Source organism: Actinoplanes sp. NBC_00393 (assembly GCF_036053395.1).
GTDB lineage: Bacteria > Actinomycetota > Actinomycetes > Mycobacteriales > Micromonosporaceae > Actinoplanes.
This window is the reverse complement of the sequence record NZ_CP107942.1, coordinates 10,174,424-10,187,032: the sequence shown is the minus strand read 5'-3', so window position 1 is coordinate 10,187,032 and position 12,609 is coordinate 10,174,424. Positions and strand designations below refer to the sequence as shown.

The 12,609-nt window shown below is 72.4% G+C and carries 12 protein-coding genes; 6 read left to right on the top strand and 6 right to left on the bottom strand.

Annotation, left to right across the window (positions count from 1 at the left end; genetic code table 11):
• Nucleotides 1–46: 46 nt before the first annotated feature.
• Both eccD and eccB read left to right on the top strand, forming a co-directional pair.
• Nucleotides 47–1,417 (top strand): type VII secretion integral membrane protein EccD, encoded by a 1,371-nt coding sequence (gene eccD, locus OHA21_RS47345; RefSeq protein ID WP_328466845.1) that lies wholly within the window; start codon nt 47–49, stop codon nt 1,415–1,417.
• 6 nt (nt 1,418–1,423) lie between these two features.
• A complete protein-coding gene (gene eccB, locus OHA21_RS47340; protein WP_328466843.1) occupies nt 1,424–2,776 on the top strand; it encodes a type VII secretion protein EccB in 1,353 nt (450 codons plus the stop codon).
• A 9-nt stretch (nt 2,777–2,785) separates the two neighbouring features.
• Here eccB and OHA21_RS47335 read toward each other — a convergent pair whose 3' ends face one another.
• From OHA21_RS47335 to OHA21_RS47320, 4 genes are all read right to left on the bottom strand, one after another.
• A complete protein-coding gene (locus OHA21_RS47335) occupies nt 2,786–4,012 on the bottom strand; it encodes a S8 family serine peptidase (RefSeq protein ID WP_328466841.1) in 1,227 nt (408 codons plus the stop codon).
• Nucleotides 4,013–4,026: 14 nt separating this feature from the next.
• Nucleotides 4,027–4,815, bottom strand: a complete 789-nt coding sequence (locus tag OHA21_RS47330) for an ATP-binding protein (RefSeq protein WP_328466839.1) — start codon at nt 4,813–4,815, stop codon at nt 4,027–4,029.
• Nucleotides 4,816–4,935: 120 nt separating this feature from the next.
• Nucleotides 4,936–5,220, bottom strand: coding sequence for a WXG100 family type VII secretion target (locus OHA21_RS47325; RefSeq protein ID WP_328466837.1), 285 nt, complete (start codon nt 5,218–5,220; stop codon nt 4,936–4,938).
• A 31-nt stretch (nt 5,221–5,251) separates the two neighbouring features.
• Nucleotides 5,252–5,602 (bottom strand): WXG100 family type VII secretion target, encoded by a 351-nt coding sequence (locus OHA21_RS47320; RefSeq protein ID WP_328466835.1) that lies wholly within the window; start codon nt 5,600–5,602, stop codon nt 5,252–5,254.
• Nucleotides 5,603–5,727: 125 nt separating this feature from the next.
• Between OHA21_RS47320 and OHA21_RS47315 the strand changes: the two genes are divergently transcribed.
• Nucleotides 5,728–6,714, top strand: a complete 987-nt coding sequence (locus OHA21_RS47315; RefSeq protein ID WP_328466833.1) for a hypothetical protein — start codon at nt 5,728–5,730, stop codon at nt 6,712–6,714.
• Nucleotides 6,715–6,718: 4 nt separating this feature from the next.
• Nucleotides 6,719–9,103 (top strand): hypothetical protein, encoded by a 2,385-nt coding sequence (locus OHA21_RS47310; RefSeq protein WP_328466831.1) that lies wholly within the window; start codon nt 6,719–6,721, stop codon nt 9,101–9,103.
• On the opposite strand, the gene OHA21_RS47305 is transcribed toward OHA21_RS47310, so the two are convergent.
• On the bottom strand, nt 9,060–9,467 hold the full coding sequence (locus OHA21_RS47305; RefSeq protein WP_328466828.1) for an RDD family protein: 408 nt from the start codon (nt 9,465–9,467) through the stop codon (nt 9,060–9,062). The two genes, OHA21_RS47310 and OHA21_RS47305, sit on opposite strands and share 44 nt — an antisense overlap.
• Nucleotides 9,468–9,660: 193 nt before the next feature.
• Between OHA21_RS47305 and glnA the strand changes: the two genes are divergently transcribed.
• Complete coding sequence (glnA, locus tag OHA21_RS47300; protein ID WP_328466826.1) at nt 9,661–11,085, top strand: type I glutamate--ammonia ligase; 1,425 nt, start codon at nt 9,661–9,663, stop codon at nt 11,083–11,085.
• Nucleotides 11,086–11,690: 605 nt separating this feature from the next.
• Entirely contained in the window at nt 11,691–11,954 is a 264-nt protein-coding gene (locus OHA21_RS47295; RefSeq protein ID WP_328466824.1) for a hypothetical protein, read from the top strand.
• On the opposite strand, the gene OHA21_RS47290 is transcribed toward OHA21_RS47295, so the two are convergent.
• Nucleotides 11,948–12,607 carry a YdcF family protein gene (locus OHA21_RS47290; RefSeq protein WP_328466822.1) on the bottom strand — a complete coding sequence of 220 codons (660 nt, stop codon included), beginning with the start codon at nt 12,605–12,607 and terminating at the stop codon, nt 11,948–11,950. The genes OHA21_RS47295 and OHA21_RS47290 overlap by 7 nt on opposite strands.
• Nucleotides 12,608–12,609 lie beyond the last annotated feature (2 nt).

The following is a 12,609-nucleotide window of genomic DNA, read 5'->3' as shown; positions in this document are numbered from 1 at the left end:
GGGGGGTGATCTTGTGACCACACCGGGTGGCCCCAGTTTGGCCCGGGTGACCGTCGCCGCGCCGACCCGCCGGATGGATCTGGCCCTGCCCGACAACATGCTGGTCGCCGAGCTCCTGCCGCATCTGCTGCGGCATGCCGAGGGCGCGCTGGGCGAGCCGGCCGAGCGCAACGGCGGCTGGGTGCTGCGCCGCGCCACCGGGGCCGCGCTGGAGCCGAATCGCAACCTCGCCGCACAGGGCGTCCGGGACGGCGAGCTGCTGCACCTCAACCCGGCCCGGGAGGACTGGCCCGAGCTGGCGTACGACGATGTCGTCGAGGTGATCGCCAGCGGCTCCCGCCGGGCGGCCCGGTCCTGGGGCGCCGCCGCGACCCGGCGGTGTGGACTGGCCGTCGCCGCAGGCGCGCTCCTGGTCGGCCTGATCGGTCTGGTCGCAAGTGGACCGCCGTGGGTCGTTCCGGCCGTCATCGCGCTGGTCGTCTCCCTGGCCCTGTCGGTGACCGGCATCCTGCTCTCCCGGGCGTTCAGCGACGCGTCCGCCGGTGGCGTGGTGGCGGCGAGCGGCTTGCCGTACGCATTCTTCGGCGGCGCCTGGCTGCTCACCGAGCCCGGCGCCGGTTTCCTCGGGGTCGGCGCGCCCGGCCTGCTGCTCGGCTCGGCCGCCCTGATGGTGCTCAGCGTGATCGGCCACGCCGGTGTCGCCGGGCTGTCCCGCCTCTTCGTCGCGGGCATCGCGGCCGCCCTGACCGGCCTGCTCGCCTCGATGCTGACCCTGGCCGGGGTCTCCGCCGACGGCGCCGCCGCGGTCGCGCTGACCACCGCGATCGGGCTGCTCCCGGCCTATCCGGTGCTGGCCGGCTGGCTCGGGCGGCTGCCGTTCCCGGAGCTGCCGAACCGGGCGGAGGAGATCCTCAAGGACAAACCGATGCCTCGCCGGGAGGACGTCTTCTCGGCCGTCGTCCGGGCCGGTGAGGTGCTGACCGGCCTGCTGCTGTCGGCCGCGCTGTGCAGCATCGTCGCGATGACGTTCCTGGCGATGTCGGGGCCGAGCACGTCCGCCGTACTCCTCATGGTCGCCGCGGTGAGCGCGCTGCTGTTGCGTGCCCGGCTGCTGCCCACCCCGCAGCAGCGCTCGCCGCTGCTGGTGGCCGGCCTGGTGGGCCTGGCCGGGCTGGGGATCGGCCCGGTGCTGAGCGGCGCGGTGTCCGGTTTCGTGCTGCTCATCGGCGCGCTACTGGTCGCCGGTGTCGCCCTCCCTGCCGCGCTGATCTACAGCCGGCGGCCGCCGTCGCCGTACCTCGGCCGCGCTGCCGACATCCTGGACGTGGTGGCGATCATGGCGTTGATCCCGCTGGCCTGCGCGGTCATCGGGCTGTTCGACGACATCCGCGGGCTGTTCGCCTCGTTCGGCGGGTGAGGCCCGGTGACGTCGCGCCGCGATCAACTGCAGTCGTACCAGTTCATGAACCAGCGGGTCATCTCGGCGTTCGTGATGCGCGAGACCGATCCGGCCCAGTCGCCGCTGCGCCGCGGGATCGGGGCGCTCTTCGCCGGGCTGATGGTGGCGATCCTGGTGGCCGCCGGGTTCGGGATCTACGGCATCCTGACCCGCACCGGCACCGACCGGTGGCGCGCCGACGGCACCGTGGTGGTCGAGCGGGAGACCGGCGCAACCTTCGTCTACCTGCGCAATCGTTTGAACCCGACGCTCAACTTCGCCTCGGCGAAACTGGCCGCGGGCCGCCCCGATCCGCCGGTGTACCGGGTGTCGGCGAAGGAGCTCACCGACGTGCCGCGGGGTGTCACGATCGGCATCGCGGGCGCGCCCGACTCGCTGCCCGAGGCGGGCCGTCAGGTCCGTCTGCCATGGACGATGTGCACGGTTCCGGGCGGCGGCGACCCGCCGTCGGTGCTGCTCGTCGCCTCCCCCGGGCCGGCCGGCGCGGCAATCGGCGATCGCGGTCTGCTGGTCACCACGGGCGACGACATCCACCTGGTCGTGCAGGGCCGCAAGCATCAGCTGCGCAATGCGAGGAACACGGTTCCGGCCCTGTTCGGCGCGGCTCAGCCCACCCGGGTCGGCATCGCCTGGCTGAACGCGCTGCCCACCGGCGCCGACATCGCCCCGATCGCCGTCGACGGCCGCGGCGACCCGTCGGCCGCGGCGCCCGGCTTCGACAACGGCGACGTGCTGGTCACCGACACCGGCAGCGGGAAACAGTTCTGGCTGATCCTGGACGACGGGCGGGCGCCGATCACCCCGTTGCAGCAGGCTGTGCTGGCGGCCGTCTTCCCCGGCGAGCCCGACGAGATCCCGGTGAACGAGCTGACCCGGATCCCGGAGAGCGATGCGCTGGAGGACGGCAATGCCGCAGCACAGCCCCCGGCTGCCGTCCCGGAACTCGCCCCGGTCGGTGCCGGCGAGACCGCCTGCGCGATCACCGGCGACGCGGCGAAACCACCGGGCCTCACGGTCGGCGGCTCCCCCGCCGGCTTCGCCGACGCCATTCCCACCGCGGGCGCGGAGAGCGACGGGCAGCCGCTGGCCGACGGCGTGCAGGTCCCGGCCGGCCGGTTCGAACTGATCCGGGCGCCCGGTGGCTTCCTGCTGGTCACCGACAGCGGGGTACGCCACGCGGTCCCGAACGCCGACGTCGTCGCCATGCTCGGTTATTCCGCGGCGAACGCCATCGAGGTCCCGCCGGCCCTGGTCAGCACCCTGCCGGAGGGGGTCACCCTGGATCCGGCCGCCGCCGTCCGGCCGGCCACCAGTTGAGCCGGCCGGTCAGGGCTCGTCGAGGAGCATGACCGGCGGGCCGGGTTCGATCGGTTCGGCGTACACCGGGGTGGGCGCCGCCAGACCGGGACGCCAGTGTTGTCGCCGGCTGCGCCGGATCGCCGCTGCCGCGAGCAGGACCGCGATCACGACCACCACCGCGACACCCGCGCCGGCCAGGGCGATCGCCGTGCGCACCCGGTCGGCCGCGGTGTCCGGCGGCGGGACCGGGTCGACGCCGGGCAGCGCCCGCTGGTCGGTGCCGCCCAACAGTCCGGTGACGGCCGCCTGCGGGTCGACGACCCCGGCGCCGAACGCGTCGCCGATCGGAGCCGGGCTGGCGGTGGCGGCGAGGAGCCGGCCGACCGCCTCGGGACCCAGGTCACCGCGGCGGTCGCGGACCAGTGCGACGACCCCGCCGACATATCCGGCGGCCACCGCGGTGCCGTCCACTTCGACCAGTCCGCGCCCGGTCTGCAGGGTGGGCACGGCGACGCCGGGCGCGACCAGGTCGACGAACTCGCCGCGCTGCGAGGCCGGGGAGATCCGGCCGTTCTGGTCGATCGCGCCGACGCCGATCACTCCCGGATAGGACGCCGGGTAGGGCACCGGGTTTCCGTCGTCCGGCACGCCCAGGTCGCCGGCCGCGGCGACCACGGTCACGCCCTGGTCCACGGCTCCGGCGACGGCGTTCCGCAGCTGCTGCCGGTCCTGGTAGACGGCGGTGGCGACGACGATGACGTCCGCGCCGTTCTGCACGGCTGCGGTGACACCCCGGGCCAGGGTCGCCGGATCACTCTCGGAGCCGGCCGGATCGTCGGGAAGCACCCGAATGGGCAGGATGCGCGAAGAGGGCGCCAACCCGGCCACGTCGGCGTCCCCGCCGCCCGCCTGACCGGCGATCACCCCGGCGACCTGGGTGCCGGTCCCGGTGCAGTCCTGGTTCGCCGGGCCGGCCTGGTCGGAGGCGTCCACTCCGGACAACACCCGGCCGCCGAGCTGCGGCTGACCCGCGTCGACGCCGGTGGAGAGGACCGCGACGAGGACGCCGAATCCGTTCGCCACCGGGCTCACCGCGTCGGCCCGCAACGCCGCACGCGACCAGGAGCCGCCGATCTCCTCCCGGCCGGGCTCGGCGCAGTCCTGCCCGGGAACGGCCTCGGCCGGGGCGGGGACGAGCGCGGCGAGCAGGGCGGCAACGGCTACGACAGCCGGGCGGCGCCTGGTCGGAAGCACCGATCGATGATAGTTCAGCCCGGTTGATCAGGACTGTCCCGCAGAACCGCCCAGACCGTCTTGCCGTGGTGGGCGGGAGCGAAGCCCCAGGCGTACGCGGCCGTGTCGACCAGGCGAAGTCCCTGCCCGCGGGCGGTCAGCGGGTCGAGCGGATCGATCGGCATCAGCCGGGGAACGTCCGGGCTACGGTCGCGCACGGCCACGTGCAGCGAGGAGTCCACCCGGGACAGCATCAGGTCGATCGGGGTGCCGGCGTGCTCGGCCGCGTTCACCACCAGCTCGGAGACGATCAGCCGGGCCCGGTCGGCCAGCGGATGCAGCTCCCAGTCACGGCAGGCCTCGCCGACCGCGCGGCGCGCCACCACGGCCGCGCCGAAATCCGGCGGCAGCTGCAGCCGCAACAGATCGGGCCAGAGACTGCGGTCGGCCAGCGCGGCACGGGCACGCTCGGCGGAATCGAAGACCGGAAAGCCACGGGGTACGCCCAGCCGGCTCAACGCCCCCGCCAGCGCAGTCCCGGTGGGCAGAGCCGCCACGGCCGGGATCCGCGGCCGCAGGCTGTTCCCCCGGACCCGGGCGGTCAGCCAGAACACCGCACTCTCGGCCCGCGGGTCGTCGAGCTGGCACAGGTCGAGCAGCAGACCGGCCGGGTGCTCGGCCAGCCGCTTGCGCAGGATCCGGTGTGCCAGCAGCCACAATCCGCGGCTCCACCGGCCTCGGACGGTGAGTTCCAGGACCGCCGTCTCATCGTCGACGACCGCGACGACCGGGGAGTCCGGCGTGGATCCGTGTGGGAATCCCATCGGCCCGAACCCGCTCTTGAGGGAAAGATTGGCACATCTCTACCCGCAATCTAGCCGTACCTCACCTGGACGCGGACCGGCCGCCGGGCTTTCGCCGGCGGCCGGGCGCTCGAGGCACGGTCACATGGTGGCCGCGATCTGCTGGTCCACCTGCTGCATCCGCTCCGCGGACTCGCTCAGCCGTACGCCCACGCTGGCCAGCGCGGACTTGATCTCGGTCGCGCCCTGGTTCCACTTCTGCCGCGCGTCGTCGCACGCGGTGCCCGCCGCACCGGACCAGTCCTGCGCGAACAGCTGGGTGAACGCGGTGTACAGGTCGTTCAGCTCGCGGTCCATCTGGTTCTGGAAGCTGTTGATGGCGGCCGAGGCGTCGTTGATCTGCCCGAAGTTGTAGGTGATGTTCATTGGTCTTCTCCCCGATCTCTCTCGCGTGCACTCAGCCGCGCAGGATGCTGACAACGGAACTGTCGGCGCCGGAAGCGGCCGCGGTGCGGATCGACTGCGCGGCCTCCTCGTCGTTCACGCCGAAGGTGGTGGAGGCCGACGACATCTTGCCGCCGAGCTCGTCGAGCGCGCTCATGATCTTGTTCAGGCCGTCGCTGAGCTGCACCGAGACGTCCTGCAGCGCGTTGTTCGCGGTGCCGGCGAAACCCGCGCCGCTGAGGGCCTGTACCTGGCCCATCAGCCGGTTCATCCCCTGCGAGATGTTCTGGCCGGTGTCACCGCACCGCTGCGCCATCGCGGTGAGCTGTTCCTGTGTCGCGTGGACCTGACCGATGCCTGCCATCGTTCCTTCTCCCCGGTTCTCGGAAGTGGTCTATGTCTTCCCGTACGCCGGCATCGCCCGACCGGTTCGAACCGGTTCCCGAAAGAGTGCGTACACACCAGCGTCACCGAAGCTGGGGAGGCGCGATGAGCCCGGACAATCCGTATGCGGACCAGACCTCGACGAACACCAGCACACCCTGGCTCGCCGACGGTCCCGCGGTGGACGTCGACCTCGACGGGCTCGGTGAGTACGCCCGCCTCATGAAGGGTCAGCAGGCCGACATCGCGTCGCGGGCCGCGTACCTGGGGCCGTTGAGCGAGATGCCGGGCCAGGCCTGGGACGGCGACGTCCTCGGCGAGGCGGACGCGGTGCGGGCCCAGCTGATGGCGAACGCCGGTGAGCTCAACATCTATCTGGGCAAGCTGGCGGAGTCGCTGAGCAACGTCGGCAACGCGGCGCAGACCATCGCCGACAGCTATCGATCGGGTGACGCGCTGTCGGCGGCCAAGCTCTCCGACGTCCTGTTCGCCTTCGGGGACAAGAACGTCCCCCGGCCCGCCGGGTTGCCCGAGGGCGTCGGCACGACCTATCTGGATGCGCAGACAGCGGGCGGGGCCGCGCCGCCGCCGGCGTCCAGCCCGCAGTGGCAGGAGGGGCCGATCACGCCGGTGTCGGCGTACCAGACGCTGCAGATCGCGACCGGACCGAACGGTGAGCGGCGGGAGACCTTGACCTTCACGGCGCCGGGAGGCGCCGTGACGACCACGACCACGGTGTACGACCGCAGCGGCGAAACGGTCTCGACGAACACCACCCGCGTCGCGACCAGGGTGGACGGTCCGGTTTCGACCACGACGCAGCAAACGTTCGGGCCGGACGGCAAACCGGCGTCGACCACCGAGACCCGGACCCGGACCGAGGGCGACCGGGTGGTCGAGGAGTCCACCGAGACCGTGGACGCGCAGGGGCGGACCACGCAGCTGACCACCGAGAAGGTGGACCCGGTGACCCGGGAGACCACCACGACCACGTACGAGCCGGGCAAGAGCGGGCTGCTGGAGGAGACCAACAAGGTCCAGACCGGTACGCGTACGTCCGGCGCCGACGCTCCGCACTACGTGAACGGGTGACCTGATGGGTGAGTACTGGGGCGCCACCGCCGACCCGAACTACGGGTACAGCCCGTACAGCGGGCAGCTGAAGTACGGCACGTACCCGCATTCGCAGATCCCGTTCGCGCCGCCGCCCGGGCCGGGCAATCCGCTGACCCTCGAGGTGGTGGCCCGCAAGGTGCGCAACATGCATCCCGAGCAGATGGCCGCGCTGGCCGACCAGTGGCAGAACGCGTGGACGTTCATGGCCGACATCCGCGACCACGTGGTGCAGCAGAGCACCGTCCTGCAGGACGAGCACTGGCAGTCGCCGGAGGCGCGGGACGCGTTCCTGCGCCGCGGGCCCGGCGAGGCGCTCACCTACCTCGACGTGTGGATGGACGCCGCGCAGAAGAACGTCACCGCGCTGCGTCACCTGGTCAACATCAGCCTGGAGGCCCGCCGCGACGTCGACGACCTGGTGCAGCGCTACGAGCAGGAGATGCGCGAGGCGCAGCAGGTCGGCTTCCTGGAGAACCTCGGCGCCTTCGCGACCGAGGGCGTGAGCTGGAACGCGGCGCGGCAGGAGGAGATCGAGGACGATCAGCGCGAGGTCACCGAACGCTACCGGCGCGAGGCCCAGCAGCTGGCGCAACGGTACGGCGACCAGTACTTCGACTACATCGGTGTGGTGGCCAGCGGGGTAGGCCCGCCGGTGCAGCCGATGAACGCTGTGCTCAGCGCGCCGGCGACGGTGCCCGTACCCAATCTCCCCGGTCAGCTCGGCCCGGCACAGACTGGGCCCGGTCTCGCCAATCCCGGCACGCTGCCGCCCGGCGCCAACCTGCCGCAGCCGCAGCTGCCGCCGGACCTCATCGCGCCCCCGGAAGGCGTGACGCCGCCCGGGACGCTGCCGCCCGGCGTGGTCCCCCCGGGCACGCTTCCGCCTGGCGTGCTCCCGCCCGGCGTGGCACCGCCCGGCACGCTTCCGCCCGGCGGTCAGCTGCCGCCGGGCACCCTGCCGCCCGGTGTCCTGCCGCCCGGCGTCCTCCCACCAGGGGTGCTGCCGCCGGGAGTGCTTCCACCCGGTGCCCAACTCCCGCCCGGCACCCTCCCGCCCGGGACTCTGCCGCCCGGGACTCTGCCGCCCGGCACCTTGCCGCCGGGCACACTGCCCCCGGGAACGTTGCCGCCCGGCACGCTTCCGCCGGGCGCCGCCTTGCCGCCGGGCACGCTGCCGCCCGGAGCGACCCTGCCGCCGGGCACGTCGATCCCGCCCGGTGGGTCGGTGATCCCGCCCAACGTGGTGCGCCCGCCGCTGCCCGGCCAGTTCGGACGGCCCGGCCGCCAGGGCAACCTCGTCGTCCCGCCCGGCGCCGCCCCACCGCCCGGCCGGTCGCTGCGCCGGCCCACCGGCCCCACCGGCACCCCGGTCGGACCGTCCGGCGGCCGGGAGATCCGCCGCTCGGGCACCGGCCAGCCGATCCTCCCGCCGGCCCAGACCGGCAGGCCGGGCGACCGGCGCCGCACACCCACGGCCAACCCGGCCGCCGCGCAGCCGAGCCGTCCGGCCGACCGCGGTCGCGGTCCGATCTACACCCCGCCGCCCCAGACCGGTCGTCCCGGCGAGCGCGGTCGCGGAACCGGCGCCACGCCGCCACCCCAGACCGGCCGGCCCGGCGAACGCGGGACCGGCATCACGCCGCCACCCCAGACTGGCCGGCCCGGCGAACGCGGGACCGGCATCACGCCGCCGCCGCAGACCGGCCGGCCCGGGGAGCGTGGCCGCGGGCGGCCCGGCGATCCGAACCGGCCGTCCGGTACGCCGGCCGGGGGCGATCAGACCTTCGCCCGGCCACCCGGTTCGGCCGCTCCGCCCGTACTGAAAAATCCGCATGGAGACCGTGACCGGCGCCCGGGCAGCGCGGAAGAGGTGCGGCCGTCACAGGGAGGCCGCCAGGCCGGACGGCCGGGTGGCACCGCGCCGCCCGTGCTGAACCGGCCCACCTCACCGGCCGCGCCGCCCGGACCGCCGCCGCGTGCCTCGCGCCGCGACCGTGCCGCTGCTGCGTGGGCCGACTTCTTCGGCGCCGAACAGGCCCGGGCCGGCGCCCGGTCCGGCAACATCGAAGCGCCGCAGCGGGCCAAGCCGGACGGCGGACCGTGGGGCCTGCGCAGCCCGGCAGCGGACCGTCAGGCCGACCCGGCAACCCGGTCCAGACCCCGCACTGTCACGCCGGAGCTGGGCAAACGCCGCACCGGCGGCGAGCCCGTGCCGGAGCGCGGAGCCGACGACATCGTCACCGACACCCAGGCCTTCGGGGTACGCACACCCGGCGGCGGCGTGGTGACCGGCCGGGGCGAGGAACCGCCCGAGCCGGAGATCAAACGCGCCTTCCGGGACCGTCCTGGCGGCGGGGCACGCTGACCACGATCGAGTTGGCGACCCGGTCGTGCAGGCCGCGGCCCTGACTGTTGAGCAGCATCGCCGGGATGAAGAGGCCGAGCAGCAGGCCGCGGATCAGGCCGCGGCCCAGGCCCAGCACTCCGCCGTCCGGGTAGGAGGCGCAGCGGATGCGGAGCAGCCGCATCCCGGGCGTCTGCGCGAACAGGCCGATGAAGAACGTGTTCGCCGCCACCAGGATGAGCACCGCGGCCCAGGGCTCCTCGTTGGGGCTGGCGTAGAGGCTCCCGATGAGCAGGCAGAGCACCCAGTCGATCACCAGGGCGGCCAGTCGCGGGCCGAGACCGGCGGGTTCGAGACCGGTCGTCTCGTTTACGGAAGCAGCCACGTCTGCCGAGCGTACGCGATAGGGTCCGGTTGATCGGGCGCGCGCTCCGCCGTGCGTGCCCACTGGATGGCGTAACACGACGGAAACAATAGGGATACGCCGGGGCAACCCCGCACCCATAACGTCGCGACCAGCCTTGCCAGGTGGCGGCCCGTGCCGCCCGGTATCGAAGAAAACTGTGCCAGGAGGACGTGTGTTCGCCAATCCCGAGGAACTCCTGCGATACCTCAAAGACGAGGACGTCAAGTTCGTCGACGTACGTTTCTGTGACCTCCCGGGTGTGATGCAGCACTTCAACATCCCGGTCGAGTCGTTCGACGACAGTGTTGTCACCGACGGCCTCGCCTTCGACGGATCCTCGATCCGCGGCTTCCAGGCCATCCACGAGTCCGACATGATGCTGCTGCCGGACGTCGCCACCGCGTTCGTCGACCCGTTCCGGATCCAGAAGACCCTCGCGCTGAACTTCTTCATCCACGACCCGTTCACCCGCGAGGCCTACTCGCGTGACCCGCGGAACGTGGCGAAGAAGGCCGAGGCGTACCTGGCCTCCAGCGGCATCGCGGACACCGCCTACTTCGGCGCCGAGGCCGAGTTCTACATCTTCGACTCGATCCGCCACGAGACCTCGGCGCACCAGTCGTTCTACTACATCGACTCGATCGAGGGCGCCTGGAACTCGGGCCGCGAGGAAGAGGGCGGCAACCTCGGCTACAAGACCACCTACAAGGGTGGCTACTTCCCGGTCTCGCCGGTCGACCACTACTCCGACCTGCGCGACATCATGGTCCGCAAGCTGATCGATACCGGCTTCACCGTCGAGCGCTCGCACCACGAGGTCGGCACCGCCGGCCAGGCCGAGATCAACTACAAGTTCTCGACGCTGCTGCACGCCGGCGACCAGATGCAGCTGTTCAAGTACATCATCAAGAACACCGCGCGGGCCGAGGGCAAGACCGTCACCTTCATGCCGAAGCCGCTGTTCGGTGACAACGGCTCCGGCATGCACACCCACCAAAGCCTCTGGCTGAACGGCGAGCCGCTGTTCTACGACGAGACCGGCTACGCCGGCCTGTCCGACATGGCCCGCTGGTACATCGGCGGCCTGCTGCACCACGCGCCGTCGCTGCTCGCGTTCACCAACCCGACCGTCAACTCGTACCGGCGCCTGGTGCCCGGCTACGAGGCCCCGGTCAACCTGGTCTACTCGCAGCGCAACCGGTCCGCCTGCACCCGCATCCCGGTGACCGGCAGCAACCCGAAGGCCAAGCGCGTCGAGTTCCGCGTGCCGGACCCGTCGGGCAACCCGTACCTGTCGTTCTCGGCCCAGATGATGGCCGGCCTCGACGGCATCAAGAACAAGATCGAGCCGCCGGCCCCGATCGACAAGGACCTGTACGACCTGCCGCCGGAGGAGTGGGGCAGCGTCAAGCAGGTGCCCGGCTCCCTCGACGGCGTCCTCAACTCCCTCGAGGCCGACCACGAGTACCTGACCGCGGGCGGCGTCTTCACCGACGACCTGATCTCCACGTGGATCGACTACAAGCGAGCCAACGAGGTCGACCCGGTGCGCTTGCGCCCGACCCCGCACGAGTTCGAGATGTACTACAACGTCTGACGCACAACACGTCGCGAACGGCGGTCATGCCTGGCTCCGGCTGGGTGTGGCCGCCGTTTCGCGCACGCCGAGCCTCCGCGCAGCGGCGGCCGGCCCTCTCCCGGTTCATCCGGACCCGTACGGCGGGCGGATCAGTGCGTGCGGCGTCCGGCGAGGGACCTCTCGGGTGAACGGCCACATCCGCAGTGGGTGTGCCTACACCCGCTGCGGATGTGCCGGCGTTTCGGGAACCTGTGGGTCACGGGGCAGCCGCAACTCCCAGCCGGGTGGTCTCCACGGCCGGTTTCCGAAGGCCGGCTGGGAGCTGGTGCTGCCTCAACCCCTTTGACGGGTGCGTAAGTGCCAGCCGGATGATCGAAAAGCCCGGAAACCGGGCTCCGGCTGTGTCTTATGGCGCTCGCGTGACGCGCAACCGGGATCTGCCACTCCTGCATGCCGGTTCCCTCGTGGTGGGCCAGGAACAGACCGCGGACCGTGTCCTCGGGGTCAGGCGCGGGCGGAAGGGCGGCCGCCTCCCGGAGCTGGCTCAGCAACCAGTCCACAGCCGACGCCCCGCACACTGACATAGGCACCCATCGGTCTCCCTGACCTGCTTTGCTGTCAGCATGACTGAGGACGAACTGGCGGAGCTGCGCCGCCGCGCGGCGAGTGGGGACCGGGACGCCACTGATCAGCTGGTCGAGCTGGCGGGTGAGCGTGGTGACTTCGACGAGTTGCGCCGGCTGGCCGCGGCCGGGAGCTCCGACGCGGTTGATGTGCTGGTCGAGCTGGCCGGGGAGCGCGGCGACCTGGACGAGTTGCGCCGCCTCGCCGCGGCCGGGAGCCAGGATGCCGCCGACGTGCTCGCGGAGCTTGACGAGAGTCAGTGATAGCTGCGCTTGCCCAGCCGTCGCACCGCGCCCCACAGCAGTTCGGCGCGGCGGGTGGCTTCGGCGATCGCGGCGTTCGGGTCGGCCGGCAGGCGGGCGCTGATCAGCCGGCTCCCGGGTGTGGCCAGCGGGTTCTCGCGTGTTCGGCGGCCGGCCGGGGGGACGACGACGCCCAGGTACGGCCGGCGCAGGGTGCGCGGCGCTACGACGGTGAGGATGCGGTGCAGGTGGCCGCGCTGGGCGACGATCGCCACCGGACGATCGTCACCGAAGTGGCCCTCGTGCTCGGCGCGGAGTAGGTTCGTCACGGTGTCGACGGAGCGCCGTTCGACCCGGACGGCGGCGGCCGGGACGCCGGCGGCGAGTAGCCAGGAGCGCATCAGGTCGGCCTCGGGTGTGCCCTGGAAAGTTTCCGACGGCAGGTCGTCGGCGGTCCAGGCGACACCTTTGCAGTCGATGGGTGACTTGTATCCGGCGCAGACGATCACCCCGGGCAGGCCGGACCGATGCAGTTCCATCGCGGTACGGCACCGGTCCACGCCTGCGGGGTTGAGGCCGGTGCAGTCCTGATCCCGGCCGTGACCGGGAATCAGGACGTGTGCGACGTCGCCGAGCGTCAGCCCGGCCGTCCCGCGCAGCACCTCGAATCCCACTA

What these genes read in the sequence shown, in the direction of transcription:
- OHA21_RS47320 (WP_328466835.1), bottom strand. Translation starts at nt 5,602, where the DNA reads ATGGCAGGCATCGGTCAGGTCCACGCGACACAGGAACAGCTCACCGCG.
- OHA21_RS47325 (WP_328466837.1), bottom strand. Translation starts at nt 5,220, where the DNA reads ATGAACATCACCTACAACTTCGGGCAGATCAACGACGCCTCGGCCGCC.
- OHA21_RS47310 (WP_328466831.1), top strand. Translation starts at nt 6,719, where the DNA reads ATGGGTGAGTACTGGGGCGCCACCGCCGACCCGAACTACGGGTACAGC.
- OHA21_RS47315 (WP_328466833.1), top strand. Translation starts at nt 5,728, where the DNA reads ATGAGCCCGGACAATCCGTATGCGGACCAGACCTCGACGAACACCAGC.
- OHA21_RS47330 (WP_328466839.1), bottom strand. Translation starts at nt 4,815, where the DNA reads ATGGGATTCCCACACGGATCCACGCCGGACTCCCCGGTCGTCGCGGTC.
- OHA21_RS47295 (WP_328466824.1), top strand. Translation starts at nt 11,691, where the DNA reads ATGACTGAGGACGAACTGGCGGAGCTGCGCCGCCGCGCGGCGAGTGGG.